Origin of the sequence: Brenneria corticis, assembly GCF_003115855.1 — a bacterium.
Lineage (GTDB): Bacteria > Pseudomonadota > Gammaproteobacteria > Enterobacterales > Enterobacteriaceae > Brenneria > Brenneria corticis.
In genome coordinates this window covers 14,242-28,910 of record NZ_KZ819074.1, presented here as the reverse complement: position 1 = coordinate 28,910, position 14,669 = coordinate 14,242, and the positions used below count along the sequence as shown (strand labels likewise).

Annotated in this window: 18 protein-coding genes, 1 other RNA gene and 1 pseudogene; 5 read left to right on the top strand and 15 right to left on the bottom strand. The window is 53.4% G+C overall.

Annotation, left to right across the window (positions count from 1 at the left end):
* Nucleotides 1-16: 16 nt before the first annotated feature.
* The 8 genes and pseudogenes from DDT56_RS05250 to smpB form a co-directional block, all read right to left on the bottom strand.
* Nucleotides 17-1,087 carry a sigma-54-dependent transcriptional regulator gene (locus DDT56_RS05250; protein WP_168197578.1) on the bottom strand — a complete coding sequence of 357 codons (1,071 nt, stop codon included), beginning with the start codon at nucleotides 1,085-1,087 and terminating at the stop codon, nucleotides 17-19.
* Nucleotides 1,088-1,131: 44 nt separating this feature from the next.
* Complete coding sequence (locus DDT56_RS05245) at nucleotides 1,132-1,374, bottom strand: response regulator (RefSeq protein ID WP_136165446.1); 243 nt, start codon at nucleotides 1,372-1,374, stop codon at nucleotides 1,132-1,134.
* Between the two features lie 21 nt (nucleotides 1,375-1,395).
* Nucleotides 1,396-1,560 (bottom strand): DUF7079 family protein, encoded by a 165-nt coding sequence (locus DDT56_RS24360; RefSeq protein ID WP_168197574.1) that lies wholly within the window; start codon nucleotides 1,558-1,560, stop codon nucleotides 1,396-1,398.
* 15 nt (nucleotides 1,561-1,575) lie between these two features.
* Nucleotides 1,576-1,845 carry a hypothetical protein gene (locus tag DDT56_RS05240; RefSeq protein ID WP_136165445.1) on the bottom strand — a complete coding sequence of 90 codons (270 nt, stop codon included), beginning with the start codon at nucleotides 1,843-1,845 and terminating at the stop codon, nucleotides 1,576-1,578.
* A gap of 119 nt (nucleotides 1,846-1,964) precedes the next feature.
* Nucleotides 1,965-2,222 (bottom strand): BrnA antitoxin family protein, encoded by a 258-nt coding sequence (locus DDT56_RS05235; protein WP_109054558.1) that lies wholly within the window; start codon nucleotides 2,220-2,222, stop codon nucleotides 1,965-1,967.
* Nucleotides 2,223-2,276: 54 nt separating this feature from the next.
* Nucleotides 2,277-2,417: pseudogene (locus tag DDT56_RS25045) on the bottom strand (primase-like DNA-binding domain-containing protein); the annotation flags it as partial.
* 253 nt (nucleotides 2,418-2,670) lie between these two features.
* Nucleotides 2,671-3,034: a transfer-messenger RNA gene (ssrA, locus tag DDT56_RS05225) on the bottom strand.
* A 50-nt stretch (nucleotides 3,035-3,084) separates the two neighbouring features.
* Nucleotides 3,085-3,567, bottom strand: a complete 483-nt coding sequence (gene smpB, locus DDT56_RS05220) for an SsrA-binding protein SmpB (protein ID WP_136165443.1) — start codon at nucleotides 3,565-3,567, stop codon at nucleotides 3,085-3,087.
* Nucleotides 3,568-3,722: 155 nt separating this feature from the next.
* Here smpB and DDT56_RS05215 point away from each other — a divergent pair, with 155 nt between their 5' ends.
* A complete protein-coding gene (locus DDT56_RS05215; RefSeq protein ID WP_136165442.1) occupies nucleotides 3,723-4,157 on the top strand; it encodes a type II toxin-antitoxin system RatA family toxin in 435 nt (144 codons plus the stop codon).
* A complete protein-coding gene (locus tag DDT56_RS05210) occupies nucleotides 4,150-4,434 on the top strand; it encodes an RnfH family protein (protein ID WP_136165441.1) in 285 nt (94 codons plus the stop codon). Before DDT56_RS05215 ends, DDT56_RS05210 begins: the two co-directional genes overlap by 8 nt.
* A gap of 114 nt (nucleotides 4,435-4,548) precedes the next feature.
* Here the strand turns inward: DDT56_RS05210 and bamE are convergent, their stop codons facing one another.
* The 3 genes from bamE to nadK all read right to left on the bottom strand — a co-directional run bounded on the left by bamE (nucleotide 4,549) and on the right by nadK (nucleotide 7,743).
* Entirely contained in the window at nucleotides 4,549-4,884 is a 336-nt protein-coding gene (bamE, locus tag DDT56_RS05205; protein ID WP_136165440.1) for an outer membrane protein assembly factor BamE, read from the bottom strand.
* A gap of 234 nt (nucleotides 4,885-5,118) precedes the next feature.
* Nucleotides 5,119-6,780 carry a DNA repair protein RecN gene (gene recN, locus DDT56_RS05200; protein ID WP_136165439.1) on the bottom strand — a complete coding sequence of 554 codons (1,662 nt, stop codon included), beginning with the start codon at nucleotides 6,778-6,780 and terminating at the stop codon, nucleotides 5,119-5,121.
* An 84-nt stretch (nucleotides 6,781-6,864) separates the two neighbouring features.
* Nucleotides 6,865-7,743, bottom strand: coding sequence for an NAD(+) kinase (nadK, locus tag DDT56_RS05195; protein ID WP_136165438.1), 879 nt, complete (start codon nucleotides 7,741-7,743; stop codon nucleotides 6,865-6,867).
* Between the two features lie 132 nt (nucleotides 7,744-7,875).
* On the opposite strand from nadK, the gene grpE reads away from it, so the two are divergent.
* The 3 genes from grpE to nudK all read left to right on the top strand — a co-directional run bounded on the left by grpE (nucleotide 7,876) and on the right by nudK (nucleotide 10,574).
* Nucleotides 7,876-8,454, top strand: coding sequence for a nucleotide exchange factor GrpE (grpE, locus tag DDT56_RS05190; protein ID WP_136165437.1), 579 nt, complete (start codon nucleotides 7,876-7,878; stop codon nucleotides 8,452-8,454).
* A gap of 223 nt (nucleotides 8,455-8,677) precedes the next feature.
* Nucleotides 8,678-9,916: an Nramp family divalent metal transporter gene (locus DDT56_RS05185; RefSeq protein WP_136165436.1), complete on the top strand. Its 1,239-nt coding sequence runs from the start codon at nucleotides 8,678-8,680 to the stop codon at nucleotides 9,914-9,916.
* Between the two features lie 67 nt (nucleotides 9,917-9,983).
* Nucleotides 9,984-10,574, top strand: coding sequence for a GDP-mannose pyrophosphatase NudK (gene nudK, locus DDT56_RS05180; protein WP_136165435.1), 591 nt, complete (start codon nucleotides 9,984-9,986; stop codon nucleotides 10,572-10,574).
* Between the two features lie 137 nt (nucleotides 10,575-10,711).
* On the opposite strand, the gene tal is transcribed toward nudK, so the two are convergent.
* From tal to DDT56_RS05160, 4 genes are all read right to left on the bottom strand, one after another.
* Nucleotides 10,712-11,662 carry a transaldolase gene (tal, locus tag DDT56_RS05175; RefSeq protein ID WP_136165434.1) on the bottom strand — a complete coding sequence of 317 codons (951 nt, stop codon included), beginning with the start codon at nucleotides 11,660-11,662 and terminating at the stop codon, nucleotides 10,712-10,714.
* 174 nt (nucleotides 11,663-11,836) lie between these two features.
* On the bottom strand, nucleotides 11,837-12,295 hold the full coding sequence (gene rpiB, locus DDT56_RS05170) for a ribose 5-phosphate isomerase B (RefSeq protein WP_136165433.1): 459 nt from the start codon (nucleotides 12,293-12,295) through the stop codon (nucleotides 11,837-11,839).
* 54 nt (nucleotides 12,296-12,349) lie between these two features.
* On the bottom strand, nucleotides 12,350-13,363 hold the full coding sequence (gene pdxA / locus DDT56_RS05165) for a 4-hydroxythreonine-4-phosphate dehydrogenase PdxA (RefSeq protein WP_136165432.1): 1,014 nt from the start codon (nucleotides 13,361-13,363) through the stop codon (nucleotides 12,350-12,352).
* Nucleotides 13,360-14,664 carry a four-carbon acid sugar kinase family protein gene (locus DDT56_RS05160; protein WP_168197577.1) on the bottom strand — a complete coding sequence of 435 codons (1,305 nt, stop codon included), beginning with the start codon at nucleotides 14,662-14,664 and terminating at the stop codon, nucleotides 13,360-13,362. The genes pdxA and DDT56_RS05160 overlap by 4 nt, the downstream gene beginning before the upstream one ends.
* Nucleotides 14,665-14,669 lie beyond the last annotated feature (5 nt).

Genomic DNA, 14,669 nt, shown 5'->3' with positions numbered 1-14,669 from the left:
GTTGCCACTACCCAACTTATTTAGCAACCCGCTGGATGGTAGTCTTGCATAAACGACGACTCAGGGCGCCTTGGGTGATCCCGAGCAGTTTGGCGGCGGCGCTCTGATTGTTATTGGTGCGAATGAGTGCTTCATGGATCAACTGCTGCGTGATTTCTCTGATGGTGGGCAAATTCGCCGGAAAGGCAAGCCATTCACTTTGGGGCATCTGTTGGGTCTGTTCCAGCGCCTTAAAAAAAGGCGCGAGGGCCAGTTCCTGGCCGTTACTGATTCCAACTGCGGTAAAGGTTAACGACTTTAATTCGGCAATATTCCCGGGGAAGGCGTACCCCTCTAATCGGCTCGCCAGAGCGTGGGGCAGGGCGAGATAATCTCGGCCCAACTCTTGGCAGGCCATCTCATTAAAATGTTGTAATAACAGGCCAATATCGGCGGCTCGTTCCCTAAGCGGCGGCAGTTTGATCCGTTGTGGCTGCAAGCAGTAGAGCAATCCGTGGGAAAAAGCCCTTTGTTCGAGTTGTTCCAGTGGCACCGTCGTGCTAAACAGTAATCGGCATTTAATGGCGGTTTCCCGCAAGGAACCCTGTGGGAAATAGCGTTTGCGCTGGCACAGTTGAGCGAGCATTCTTTGGGTTTCCGCGCCCGCCAGCGCTAAATTATCGAGCAGCAAAAAGCCTGAGCCTGCCATATCGAGTAAGCCCACCTGATTGGCAATGCCAAGCAGTTTTTGCTCCAATATCTGCGGGGATACATCGGCCAGTGACAGCGCTAACAATGGCAATTCTGGGCAAACCAGTTGTTGCAGCGCCTCGGCAAACAGGTGCTTCCCTGTGCCGATTTCCCCTTCGATTAAAATGGGCTCGCGGCTATCGTGCAGGGTGGCGGCGAAGTTGAAGCAGTCGTGCATCTTGATGTCGGTGGTAAGGATTTGATCGAATGCTTCCAGGTTCATGCGGTTAAAGAAACCATCTTTAATTTGATGGTAACGCCGTTCCAGCCCGATCATCTCCATGGCGCGTCGGACACATAGCAGCAAGTGGTCGGTCGAACTGGTTTTGGTAATAAAATCGTAGGCACCTTGCTTCATGCACTCTACCGCGATTGCGGTTTCATTGAGTCCCGTCAATACGATCACTCGGACATAGGGGGCGTGCTCGCGAATATCCCCAAGCATTGCCGGCCGTCGAGGGCTGGCATGTTGAGATCGAGTAACACTAGCGCGATATCCAGGTCGTTGATCAGTTGCAGGGCCTGACGGCTGTTTTCGCAGGTGTAGGTCCTGGCTTCCGGAATGTGCCGATTGAGCAACATATCGATGGTGCGTAACCAGCGGGTTTCATCATCGACGACGAGAATATTGCGGCTAAGTTTCATTGCACATTCCCAACAGGATTTTCATTTCGGTGCCGATATTGGGCTGCGAATGGATAAGCCAGATTCTTTCAGCACCTTGACCATCCATTGATAGTCGTAGTCCTGTAACTCACGCGCTGTAAAAAGATCGGACAAGGCATGCCATACTAGAACTCGTTTTGACAGTTCGTGATCGCTTAGTTTCATGCTCGGATTTTCCCTTTAAGGCACCGTATAAATTGTTCCATATAACATTTCTGTGCCTGCTGCAGCCCGTTCTCCACCTATCAACGCTGCGACGCCGACGCATACAGGAGCGGTGGCCGCGCAAGCGCCAACAGCCACAACACCCGCTCCTGCAGCCCATCCCCCAGCAATCCCTGCCGTGGCAACGGCTCCCTGATGAAGTGTTTCCGTTGCTTTATCTTCAGCCTGGAAAATTTCATAAGCGGCGACCGAAAATGAAACAAAAAGAATACGTTTTCCAGCCACACCCAAACTTTTAGTGAGGCTTGTGGCCGCGCCTCTGTCCCTTGCCGGCAGACTGGACAATCTCTTTATATACGGCTGCCACCGTTTTTTAAGATTATGCAAAAAGGGAAGGTGCGTACTCAGGAACGCAATGCTTTTTCCATTTCCCGGCGCAGAATATTATTCAACCGTGTCTGATAGCCCGGTCCTTCACTTTCAAGCCAGTTCAACACATCGGCATCAATACGTACCGTTTTCTGCACTTTTACCGGTTTATAGAATTTACCACGCACCGCATTGTTCCACACCGCATCAGGCAATTCCGGTGCATCGCTGTAATCGATATCTTTATCGGCCATGTTGTTAAGGCGATCGATTTGTTGTTTACGATTTTTCATCCTCATACCTCGCTCTCTCTTTGGCGTTTGCTTTACGGGCAGAATTCTGCTCTTGAGGTACACCAGCCCGTATTCCGACATCATGTTAGGCAGCATCTTGCCGAAAACCGTCAGGCTGATGGGTGGCTGGTGGCCGTGCGACTCTATAAACGACAGGTAGGCGTGGTAAAGATATTTGCCTCGGCCAGCTGTAATCCGCCTCCTGTGGTTTGGCGGCTTTGATCTCCGTATCGGTGAGGGGTTTTGTTAACCATGCCATAGGTACCTCCATTATTTAGCTATCCGCTGGATGGGTACCTGCCTTTCGGTACTTAAGAAGGTACCTAAAAGTTGTTGATGCCACAGGATCGCCACAGCATCCAGCAGACGCAAAAAAGCCCGCAGGGCTTGCGCCATGCGGGCTTTTCGTACTTCACCGGCCTTATCTGGGAATAACCGGTGTCTAAATTGGTGGAGCTGGGGGGATTTGAACCCCCGTCCGGAATTACTCTACCGTCGGCACTACATGCTTAGTCTAGTCTTTACATTCGCCGGCCAGCTGCGGACAGACACGCCACTGACAAACTATCCTGATTGATTTTAACGCTTCAGCCCCAGGCAGGACATCCACGCGATCTCTTTTGGGTTTGACCTCTCTTGATCCCCGTCCTAAGAGCGGAGGCTAGGGAGAGAGGGCTCTTAGCAGGTTATTAAGCTGCTAGGGCGTAGTTTTCGTCGTTTGCGACTATTTTTTTGCGGCTTTTTACGAGGCCAACCGCCCCTCGGCATGCACCTTGGGCTTTGCAAATCCCGTCGAATCCAGAATCAGCCCCCAAGAAACTGTCGCCAGTATACCAGAACTTATATCACTTAAGCCACCGGCTTAGCGGTTTGCGTTCTTCATGATACGGGCTTTGTCTAATTTCCATTCACGTTCTTTGATGTCATCACGCTTGTCGTGATCTCTCTTGCCTTTCGCTACGCCGATTTTGACTTTGCTCCAGGCGTTTTTCCAGTACATCGATAAGGCCACCACGGTGTAGCCTTCACGGCTGACGCGCCCTATCAGAGAATCGAGTTCCCGTTTGTTGAGTAACAGTTTACGTGTACGCGTCGGGTCACAGACAACATGTGAAGAGGCAACGTTAAGCGGCGTGATGGTGGCGCCGAACAGATACGCTTCGCCGCTTATAAATGTTACATAGCTGTCGCTGATATTGGCCTTGCCCGCACGCAGTGATTTTACTTCCCAACCTTGCAACGAAAGACCGGCCTCAAATTCTTCTTCAATGAAGTACTCGTGGCGGGCGCGTTTGTTTTGCGCAATGGTGGCGGAGCCGGGTTTGTACGCTTTTTTCTTTGTCATAGTGCCGTCATTATACTGGATGTAAAAGGGAATGAAATCCCCGCCATGCGTCTGCGCCATTGTTAATGATATTGTGCGATAGTGCGCGCAGAATTTTTATCTGTCGGCTTATCAGTGCTATTATTTTGCGCGTTTTATGAATCTCGGAAAATCGTATGCCCAAAATAAGTCGTTCTGCTCTGGTGCCGTTCAGCGCGGAGCAGATGTACCGGTTGGTTAATGATGTCTCTTCGTATCCTGCTTTTTTACCGGGTTGTACCGGCAGCCGGGTGCTGTCTGCCACGCCGGACGAAATGACCGCCGCCGTTGATGTTTCCAAGGCGGGGATCAGCAAGACATTTACCACGCGCAATACCCTGACCAATAACCAGAATATTAATATGCAGCTGGTCGATGGGCCTTTTCGTCAGCTAAGCGGCGACTGGCATTTCACGCCGCTGAGCAAGGATGCCTGCAAGGTGGAACTGCACCTTGATTTTGAATTCACCAATGCGCTGATTGAACTCGCTTTCGGTAAAGTTTTCAAGGAGCTGGCGGGAAATATGGTGCAGGCGTTCACGCAGCGCGCCAAAGAGGTTTACAGTGCCTGATATCCGCGTGGAGGTGGTTTATGCGTTACCGGAGCGGCAATATCTGCGCACGGTAACGTTAGCGGAAGGCAGCTCGGTCGAGCAGGCGATTGCGGCATCCGGCCTGCTGGAGCTACTGGCAGACATTGATCTGCAGACCAATAAGGTCGGTATCTACAGCAGAACGGTAAAGCTGAGCGATATTCTCAACGATGGCGATCGCGTCGAGATCTACCGCCCGCTGATTGCCGACCCGAAAGAGCTGCGCCGACAGCGCGCCGAGCGCGCAAAAAAATAAGGCGTCGTCGCCTTATTTCTGCCGGCCATCGATATGCTGGCAACACTCTTCCTGATAAATCCGCGGGTTTTAGCCGTGTCGGATGAACTTCACATTCAACCAGCCGGCGCCAGATTAATTCAGCGCGGCTTTGTTATCGATATTGGTTAATACGCCGCCGCTGTTAAACGTCAGCGTCAGGGTCTGTTGTTTTACGGACTCATGACCAGGCTGTTGGCGGAATACGTAAAACCAGGTATCGCTGCCGAACGGATCCTGCATCATCGGTGTTCCCAGAGTGTAAGCGACCTGCTGTTTGGTCATTCCGGTATGGATTTTGGCGACATCGCCCGGCGCCAGATAGTTTCCCTGATTGATGTCTGGCCGATAAACCACTTTCTCTAACGTGGAACAGCCGGCAGTCAGCATAACAACTACCGCAGCGATGACGGTCAGCGTTTTACAGCGCATAGTGATTACATTCCTTAAGGGCATAGGTTGACGATGATAATAGACCTTGCCTGAATTGAAAACCTGCAAGACCCCCAGTATGACCCCGGGAAGGCAAAAAAGTTGGGATTTTTTGTTATGGCGGGCTATCCCTGCCCGCCACTCTTCGAGCCGTCACTACGTGACGTTGAAAAACGCTCCTGGCGTTTTTTTATGGCGGGCTTCCCTGCCCGCCACGGTGTGATGTTTTATGGCCTACGCGGCCAACAGTTCTTTGGCGTTCGCCAGGGTATTTTTGGTCACGGCGCTACCGCCTAGCAGGCGCGCCAGTTCCTGTAACCGGGCGCGTTTATCCAGCGGTTGCATCAGCGTTTCCGTTTCCGCGCCGTCGGTCTGTTTGCTGACGAAGAAGTGCTGATGACCGCAGCCGGCGACCTGAGGCAGGTGGGTGACGCACATCACCTGCGTCGATTCGCCAAGCTGGCGCAGCATTTTGCCGACAATCGCCGCGGTCGGGCCGCTGATCCCTACATCGACCTCATCAAAGATCAGCGCCGGCGTATCCATTTTTCTCGCGGTAATAACTTGAATGATCAGCGCGATACGAGAAAGTTCCCCGCCTGACGCCACCTTGGACAACGGTTGATGCGGTTGGCCGGGGTTGGTGGTGACGCAAAACTCAACGTTGTCCGCGCCGCCGGCCGTTAAATGCTCGGGGGTAAACTTCACCTCAATGGTGAAGCGCCCGTGCGGCATCGCCAGATCGTGCATATTGGCGGTGATGAGCTGAGCCAGTTCACCGGCGTGATGCTGCCGGCGAACGTGCAATTGCTCGGCGATATGCAGCGCCTGTTGATGATATTCGCTTACGGCGCGGCTCAGGGCGTGGTGATCGTTTTCCTGCTGATCCAGTAGCTGCCGCTCTTCCAACAGCTGTTGATGGAGTGTCGGCAACCCTTCCGGCGGCACATGATGTTTACGCGCCAGCGATAACTGGCGGGATAGCCGTTGCTCAAGTTCGTATAGCCGGATCGGATCGAGATCCATCTGTTCGCTGTAATGGCGCAGCTCATCGCTGGCTTCGCTGATTTGGATCCCCGCGTCCTCCAGCATGGACAGTACGCCGGACAGCTTATCGTCCAGGGCGACCAGCTCGCCGAGCCGATGCCTGACGCTGTGCAGCATGCCGAGCATGTTTTGCTCTTCGTCATCGCTGAGCAGCTGTAACGTTTGCTGGCTCAGCGCCAGCAGCTGTCCGCTGTTCGCCAGACGTTTGTATTCGGCGTCAATCTGTTCGTATTCGCCGGGCTGGGGGGCAAACTCGTTCAGCTCTTTCAACTGGTATTGCAGCAGCTCGCGTCGCGCCTCCCGCTCGATGGCGGCCTGCTGCAACTGCGCCAGCTCACGGCAGCTCTGGTGCCACTGCTGCCAGATTTGCCGCATGGCGCCAAGCAGCAGGGGCTCATCTGCGTAGGCGTCCAGCAGATGTTTCTGGTGGTCGGGTTTGAGCAGTAATTGATGGGCGTGCTGGCCGTGAAGTTGAATCAGATGCTGGCCGAGTTCGCGCAGTTGCGAGAGCGGCACCGCGGTGCCGTTGATAAAACCGCGGGAGCGTCCGTCGGCGCCAATCACCCGGCGTAACAGACACTCGTTGCCGTCATCCAGTTGGTTTTGTTCCAGCCACCGGCGGGCGGCGGGCGTATCGGCCAGCGAAAAGCGGGCGCAGATATCCGCGCGGGCGGCTTCCGGCCTTACCATGCTGGCGTCGGAACGGTTTCCCAGACACAGGCCGAGAGCATCAATCGCAATGGATTTACCGGCGCCGGTTTCCCCGGTGATGACGCTCATTCCTGACTGAAAGTCGATTTCCAATTCGCGCACGATGGCGAAGTTACTGATAGTGAGTTGCGCCAGCATGATAGTTTCCTGTATGTAATAACATGGTGTAATTACATACAGTATAAACTGGTTTTATATACAGTAAAGTAGTGAGTGAAAATTTTAGAATAATTTTTTTGACCAGCCGAGTTTTGTGCTTAATGTATTGAAGTAACTGTAATTTTCAGGATGTATCAGGTTCAGGCAGTGTTCGCTGCGGCGAATCAGCACCTCTTCCTTTTTCTGTATCGGCAGTGAAATCTGGCTGTCGCAGCTGATCTCCAGATCGCTGGTGATATGGGAAAATTTTAACCGGATGGTGCTGCTGCTGTTGATGACCAGCGGCCGGGCCGAGAGCGTATGGGGAAACATCGGCACGATGGCGATGGCGTCCAGCGAGGGCGTGAGGATCGGGCCGCCGCCGGATAGTGAATAGGCGGTAGATCCGGTCGGCGTGGAGATAATCAGTCCGTCCGAACGTTGCGAGAAAGCAAAGTTGTTATCGATATAGACTTCAAATTCGATCATATGCGCCACTTTGCCGGGATGCAGCACCACTTCATTAATGGCGGTGCTGATGCTGCTGGGCTGATCGGTACGGCAGATATGCGCTTCCAGCATAAAGCGGCGTTCGCTCAGATAACGGCCGTCCAATACTTCGGACAACTGCTGCTGCGCGTGGTCGGGATCCAGATCGGTCAGGAATCCGAGATTGCCGCGGTTAACGCCGATGACCTGGATATCATAGCGGGATAATACGCGCGCCGCCCCCAGCATATTGCCGTCGCCGCCGACCACTACCGCCAGATCGGCCTGTTGTCCGATATCGGCCAGGCTGGCGGTACGGGCGTCCTTCAGGTTTAGATCGCGGGCGATCTGCTGTTCAATCAATACCGAATAACCTTTGCCGGTCAGCCATTGATAGAGCGTTTCGTGGGTCGCCAACGCCGTGGGATGGCGCGGGTGGCCGACTATGCCAATGCAATTAAACGGTTTATTCATTGCTGTCGTTGTCCTCAGCGTGATGTGCCCGGAGCGGGTTGCAGTCAATATGCGACTGATTCCCTTGAATCCCCGGTTTTGATCCCCATAATAAGCAACTAGCGGGATTAATGCTAAAACGCGGAGAATTTCATGAGTAGTAAAGAACAGAATACGCCCGACGAGCAAGTCTTGGATCAACCGGAGACGGCGAAAGGGCAACAAGCGGAAGCCGAGTCGGACTCGACCGACCCGCGTGATGAGCGTATCGCCGAGTTGACGGCGCAGTTGAACGAGCTGCAACAGCGTGAGCGCGATAATGTACTGCGCGCGCGCGCCGAAGCCGACAATATCCGTCGCCGGGCGGAAATGGACGTCGAAAAGGCGCATAAGTTCGCCGTCGAGAAGTTCGCCAGCGAAATGTTGCCGGTGATTGACAACCTTGAACGTGCGCTGGATACGGCTGATAAATCCAACGAGGCGCTGGCGCCGGTGATTGAAGGCGTCGAACTGACGCTCAAGTCGCTGCTGGATGCGGTGCGCAAGTTTGGCATCGAGGTGATTGAAGAGGTTAACGTTCCCTTTAACCCGGAAGTTCACCAGGCGATGACGATGCTGGAATCGGCCGATCATAAGCCTAACCACGTGATGCTGGTGATGCAAAAAGGCTACACGCTGAACGGACGTTTGCTGCGCCCGGCGATGGTGGCGGTATCTAAAGCGAAAGAGTGATTGGGTTTATTCAATTTTACCTTTATGCAAACCCCATGCTGCGGCGTGGGGTTTTTTGTTTATACTTTGTTAACGTTGATTGATGTAAAAAGGTGTTTTTATTTTCTGTATGAATCATCCTCTTAGGCTATCGGAAGAATCGGTATCGCCATTCTAAATGCGCTTGATAATCATTATCATCTGTGTGAAGGTAGTATAACAACAGCATTAGAAGGGGCATAGTATGCCGGGTAGCCGCGTCGTCGAGTCAGCAAGCCGTAGATCGAGAAAGATAAAGCTTTCTCTGATGGGACCGGCCTTTATCGCGGCGATTGGCTACATCGATCCGGGTAACTTCGCGACCAATATCCAGTCCGGCGCCGCCTACGGCTATACCCTGCTGTGGGTGGTGGTCTGGGCCAATATCATGGCGATGCTGATCCAATTGCTGTCGGCCAAGCTCGGGATCGCCACCGGTAAAAACCTGGCGGAACTGATCCGCGATCGCTTTCCGCGGCCCGTGGTCTGGGCCTACTGGGTGCAGGCGGAGATTATCGCCATGGCCACCGATCTGGCCGAATTTATCGGGGCGGCCATCGGTTTTAAACTGCTGCTGGGGGTCTCTCTGCTTGAGGGCGCCGTCCTGACCGGTATCGCCACCTTTCTGATTCTTATGCTGCAAAGTCGCGGGCAGAAGCCGCTGGAAATGGTGATTGGCGGCCTGTTGCTGTTTGTGGCGGCGGCCTACATCGTCGAGCTGGTATTTTCGCGTCCGGAAATGGCGGCGCTGGCCAAGGGGATGGCGATCCCCAGCCTGCCGACCTCCGACGCCGTTTTTCTGGCGGCGGGCGTGCTGGGCGCCACCATTATGCCGCATGTTATCTACCTGCACTCTTCCCTGACGCAGCGCGAGGGTAAACATACCCGCGAGCAGCGTTATGCGGCGACCAAAGTGGACGTGGCGATAGCCATGACGATAGCCGGATTTGTCAATCTGGCGATGATGGCGACGGCTGCCGCGGCGTTTCATTTTAGCGGCAATCAGGATATCGCCGATCTGGATCGCGCCTATCTGACGCTGGAACCGTTGCTGGGCCAGGCGGCGGCGACCATTTTCGGCCTGAGCCTGGTGGCGGCGGGACTCTCCTCGACCGTCGTCGGCACGCTGGCCGGGCAGGTGGTGATGCAGGGTTTTGTTCATTTCCATATTCCGCTGTGGGTGCGGCGTACCGTAACCATGCTGCCTTCCTTTCTGATTATCTGGTCGGGGATGGATCCCACCCGGGTGCTGGTTCTGAGCCAGGTGGTGCTGAGCTTCGGTATCGCGCTGGCGCTGGTTCCTTTGCTGTCGTTCACCGGCAACCGGGAATTAATGGGGAGCATGGTAAACGGCCGCCTGGTACAAAATAGCGGAAAAGCGATTGTTTTTATTGTCGTGGCGCTCAACGCTTATCTGCTCATCAGTACGGCTCTCGGGCTGTGACGCTACGTGCATTCCGCCACGTAGCGTTTTATCATCGACACTGATTCTTCCTTGTTAGGGTTCAGTTATGTCGTCGCCGATTACCATTATCGAAAAGAAACTGTTGTCCGATCACTGGTTTATTCTCCATAAATATATCTATGATTTAAAAAGAAAAAATGGCGGCGTGGTACGCCAGATCCGCGAAGTGTACGACCGTGGCGACGGGGCGACCATCCTGCTGTATAACCGCGAGAAGGGCACCGTCATTCTGACGCGCCAGTTCCGTATTCCCACCTATCTGAATGGCAATGAAAGCGGCATGCTGCTGGAAACCTGCGCCGGTTTGCTGGACGACCACTCCCCCGAAGAGTGCATTCGCAACGAGGCGGTAGAGGAAACCGGCTATACGGTTGGCAAGGTGGAAAAGCTGTTTGACGCCTATATGTCGCCCGGCGGCGTGACGGAACGGGTGTACTTCTTTGCCGCCGAGTACGATGAATCCCTGCGGGAAAACGCCGGGGGCGGCGTAGAGGATGAAGATATCGAGGTGCTGGAATTGCCTTTCACACAGGCGATGGACATGGTGAAGGACGGCCGTATCAAGGATGCGAAAACCATTATGCTGTTGCAGCATGCCTATATTCAGGGGTGGTTTGGCGGGAAAGAAAGCCGGTGATCCGTCTCGACTCATATGGGTCTGCCCGGTCATTTGGGCGCTCAATTCGTTAAAATGGTTCCAACAACGTTAATCGGGCCGAACGCCTTGCCGAATGCGTCCGGCTCGTTTGGTTGACGACTCCTGACGGCAACAAGTTACAGTCTGGCCGCCAACAGGTTTTCCAGTTTTTGCTGATCGGCGGCGAACAGACGAATCCCCTCTGCCAGCTTATCTACCGCCATCGGATCCTGATTATGCTCCCAGCGGAATTCGGCTTCAGACAAGGGCATAGGATGGTGAAGGGCTTCCGTTGGTGGTGTGAGCCGGCGTTCCACCCGTTCGCTACTGTTTTTTAACTGCTCCAGCAGCGCCGGGGAAATGGTCAGCCGATCGCAGCCCGCCAGCGCCAGAACTTGCTCTACCTTACGGAAGCTCGCTCCCATAATCACGGTTGAGTAGCGGTAGCGCTTATAGTAATCATAAATATTGCGGACCGATTCAACGCCGGGATCGTTCTCGACCTGATAATCACCGGCAGGTTGTTTAGCCTGATACCAGTCATAAATTCGGCCGACAAACGGTGAAATCAGGTATACACCCGCTTCAGCACAGGCGCGGGCCTGAGCAAAAGAGAACAGCAGCGTCAGGTTACAGTTGATGCCTTCTTTTTCCAGCTCTTCCGCCGCGCGAATACCTTCCCAGCTGGCCGCCAGTTTGATCAGAATACGTGAGCGGGGAATCTCTTTTTCCTGGTACATCCCGATGAGCTTACGGGCTTTCGCCACGCACATCCCACGATTGAATGAGAGCCGGGCATCTACTTCGGTAGAAATACGGCCAGGAATACTTTTCAGCACTTCGGCTCCGATATTCACCGCCAGCCTGTCGCCGGCGTTGATCAGCTGGGTTTCCTTGCTGCCGCCCTGTCGGCGGGCGTAGGCGAGGGCGTCATCGAATAGCGGCTGATAGTGAGGCAGGCTGGCGGCTTTCAGGATCAGTGACGGGTTGGTGGTGGCGTCCTGCGGCGCAAACTGGCGAATAGAGTCGATGTCGCCGCTGTCGGCGACGACCACGGTGAACTGTTTAAGGGATTCTAATTGATTCATGGGCGAACTCCTTGAATAAACGAAAGGCTATAGGGACAGCAATGATCCGTAACGCGGCGCCACACACCGTGTTATCAACCGTACAATAGTCTGTGCTTATTTCGTCTTGGTGAAGAAAAAAGCAAGGGAAACCAGGTGGTGGCGTTGAATAAGAGTTGTCCGTTACGTACGGATTTACTGATTGTTTTCTTGATGCTCATAATAAATAATTTTTTCTACTTTCGAGGCAGAACCGCCACCTTCAAACTCCGATTCCAGCCAAATGGAGACAATCTCTTTGGCCAACTCAGGTCCGATCACGCGAGCGCCCAGTGTGATGATCTGCGCATCGTTGCTTTTTCTGGCGCGTTGAGCGGAATAGGTATCGTGACATTGGGCGGCCCGAATACCGATAACTTTGTTGGCGGCGATGCTCATGCCGATCCCTGTACCGCAGATCAGAATACCGCGTTGATGTGCGCCGTTACGGATCTCCCTGGCCACCTCTACGGCGACATCAGGATAGATACTATTTTCACGGTGTTGATCGTAACTATAATCTACGATTTCAATCCCTTTTTGATGCAAGAAACCAACAATCTGATTTTTCAATTCCAGCGCTGCATCGTCGCAGCCAATTGCGATAGGTAGCATGGTCTTTTCCTTAATGCGCCTAAACATCGTAAATGCGACGCTCAGGCGACAAAATTAGGGTTTCATCGGAATAAATGATGGTGCATAAATGGAAGCGACCCGGACGGCTTCAATAAGGCTGACTTCATTGGCTTTACCGGTACCAACGATGTCATAGGCGGTACCGTGGTCAACGGAGGTTCGGAGTATCGGCATTCCCAGCGTGATGGTGACGGCCCTTTCGAAATCAAGTGTTTTTGCGGCGATATGCCCTTGATCGTGGTACAGCGACAGTACCGCATCCCAACGACCCTGACGGGCCAGCCAGAATACCGAGTCACCCGGAATCGGACCGTCGGCATTGACTCCTTGTTCCCGGGCCGCTGCTACCGCTGGCGCAATCTCTTTGATTTCCTGATCGCCAAACATGCCGTTGTCGCCGTTATGGGGATTTAATCCTGCGACGGCAATGTGCGGTTTGTGCATGCCGATTTGATGCAGACAGAGATCGGCTCGCACCACGTAATCCAGTACGCGGTGCTTTGTCACTAGATCACAGGCGTCTTTAACCGAAACATGACGCGATAAAAAGAAAATGCGCAGATTCTGGATGTGAAACATTGTCAGCGGATCATCAATACCCAACAGTCCGCCAAAAATTTCGGTATGGCCAATGTAGGGCACTCCCGCCATTTTCAGGGCTTCTTTGTTGATAGGCGGGGTTGTCACCGCATCGCACTGTTTTTTCAGCGCAAACTCGGTTGCGGCTTCAATATATTCAAAACTGGCTTTCCCTGCGGCGGCTTGTGGGCGCCCTACGATCAGAGTGGCAGGATCGATATTATCCAGATTGATCACATTGATATTGCCCGCACTGAAATCGGCCTGACGAATCTGGTCTGGCTGCAACATAATAAAATTCGCGTTAAGTTTCAGGCTTTCCGCCGTGCTTGCCAGCAACGGACAATTACCGACGACGACCATACGGGCGTAACCTTGGGCTTCCGGGCTGAGCAATGTTTTCACTACCAACTCTGGGGCGATGCTGGCCGGATCGCCCATTGGAATGGCGACAATAGGTAAGCTCATGATAACTCCTCGTTTATGCGTTTCAGATAAGTAAGGCAATGGGGAATGATGTCGCTAGCGCCAATGAGTCCGCCTTTGGAAATCATGTGTACGCCATGATAGGGGCCGCCGATGATGCGGCTGTTCAATACTTGCGGCATCACTGCCCCAATAACTTGCAGCGCATTGATGTTCGCCTGCTGGCAAATGGCTTCGGAAATGTCGCCGCCGGAAGTATATAGTCCGTATAAACGATCTTTATAGCGGCCGAGTAGCGTGCAGATGATCGTCGCGATGGAACGGTTGATGATGTCTGAGACATCGTCAACGCTACAGTAGTGATTTCGGGCGATTTCGTTGAGCGGGATGATATCCTGCAATTCTTCGGCGCTGACCAGGCCGATCACTTCGTTGTCCAGATGTGTCTCGATCTCCGTAATGACCCGCTGTTCCTCTGCTTTACGTGCGGCTAAAGACGCCATCAGATTGCGACAGTTGATTTTTGCAAGGAAGCATCGGTGCGACGCTTTCAGACTGGCTATTTGTTTCAGCGTATTATTGGATACGCTGCCGATGGCTACCAGGCAATGTTTTTGGGCAATTTTCTGCTGTATATCGTGGCTGATGATTTGAGCCAACGCATAGGTATAGGGTCCGGGGTCTACGGGGATGATATTATTGCCGAAAAAGCGGTAAGTCGCCTGCGCGATCGCCGTAATTTGTTCGTCCGTTGCTGCATCAAATACCACCACTTTTTCGTTGTGATAATAGCGGGAAAGCCAGAGATGGATGGCGTGGCTACCTTGTTCCGTCACCTGAATATCAACCGACAGAATAGGTACGTCAAACTGTTGTCGGATAATTGTGGCGACACGAGAATCCGTGACCGGCATTTTGATGTCCTGCCCGGCAGCCGTTTCCGCCACCGGAACGTTATTGACGTACAGCGTTCCTTGCCGAGTGATGCGGCCTGAAACCGGAAAAGCCGCGACGACGACAGCAATGGCCTGTGTACGCGCTTTCAGTACCGCGGCGATTTCACAGCCAATATTGCCTCGTAGGGTGCTGTCTACACGTTTGCTGAGCAACCGTTTCCCGGCCAACGCCTGACAGGCGCGGAAGACGATATTTTCGGCCTGCGGACTGGAAAGTGCACGGCTATTGGTGCTGATTGCCACCACGTTATGTTGATGAATAATGTTTTCATCCATTATCCCCGAACCAAATATGCTGATGGCCGACACGCCAGGTAAAGGCGCGAACAGAGAGCAATTGGTATTGGCGCCTGTCAGGTCATCCGCAACGATACCGACGTCTATCATAGTGG

Coding starts and splice junctions, on each gene's coding strand:
- DDT56_RS05250 (WP_168197578.1), bottom strand. CDS start 1,087: ATGAAGCAAGGTGCCTACGATTTTATTACCAAAACCAGTTCGACCGAC.
- DDT56_RS05245 (WP_136165446.1), bottom strand. CDS start 1,374: ATGAAACTTAGCCGCAATATTCTCGTCGTCGATGATGAAACCCGCTGG.
- DDT56_RS24360 (WP_168197574.1), bottom strand. CDS start 1,560: ATGAAACTAAGCGATCACGAACTGTCAAAACGAGTTCTAGTATGGCAT.
- DDT56_RS05235 (WP_109054558.1), bottom strand. CDS start 2,222: ATGAAAAATCGTAAACAACAAATCGATCGCCTTAACAACATGGCCGAT.
- smpB (WP_136165443.1), bottom strand. CDS start 3,567: ATGACAAAGAAAAAAGCGTACAAACCCGGCTCCGCCACCATTGCGCAA.
- DDT56_RS05215 (WP_136165442.1), top strand. CDS start 3,723: ATGCCCAAAATAAGTCGTTCTGCTCTGGTGCCGTTCAGCGCGGAGCAG.
- bamE (WP_136165440.1), bottom strand. CDS start 4,884: ATGCGCTGTAAAACGCTGACCGTCATCGCTGCGGTAGTTGTTATGCTG.
- recN (WP_136165439.1), bottom strand. CDS start 6,780: ATGCTGGCGCAACTCACTATCAGTAACTTCGCCATCGTGCGCGAATTG.
- nadK (WP_136165438.1), bottom strand. CDS start 7,743: ATGAATAAACCGTTTAATTGCATTGGCATAGTCGGCCACCCGCGCCAT.
- grpE (WP_136165437.1), top strand. CDS start 7,876: ATGAGTAGTAAAGAACAGAATACGCCCGACGAGCAAGTCTTGGATCAA.
- DDT56_RS05185 (WP_136165436.1), top strand. CDS start 8,678: ATGCCGGGTAGCCGCGTCGTCGAGTCAGCAAGCCGTAGATCGAGAAAG.
- nudK (WP_136165435.1), top strand. CDS start 9,984: ATGTCGTCGCCGATTACCATTATCGAAAAGAAACTGTTGTCCGATCAC.
- tal (WP_136165434.1), bottom strand. CDS start 11,662: ATGAATCAATTAGAATCCCTTAAACAGTTCACCGTGGTCGTCGCCGAC.
- rpiB (WP_136165433.1), bottom strand. CDS start 12,295: ATGCTACCTATCGCAATTGGCTGCGACGATGCAGCGCTGGAATTGAAA.
- pdxA (WP_136165432.1), bottom strand. CDS start 13,363: ATGAGCTTACCTATTGTCGCCATTCCAATGGGCGATCCGGCCAGCATC.
- DDT56_RS05160 (WP_168197577.1), bottom strand. CDS start 14,664: ATGATAGACGTCGGTATCGTTGCGGATGACCTGACAGGCGCCAATACC.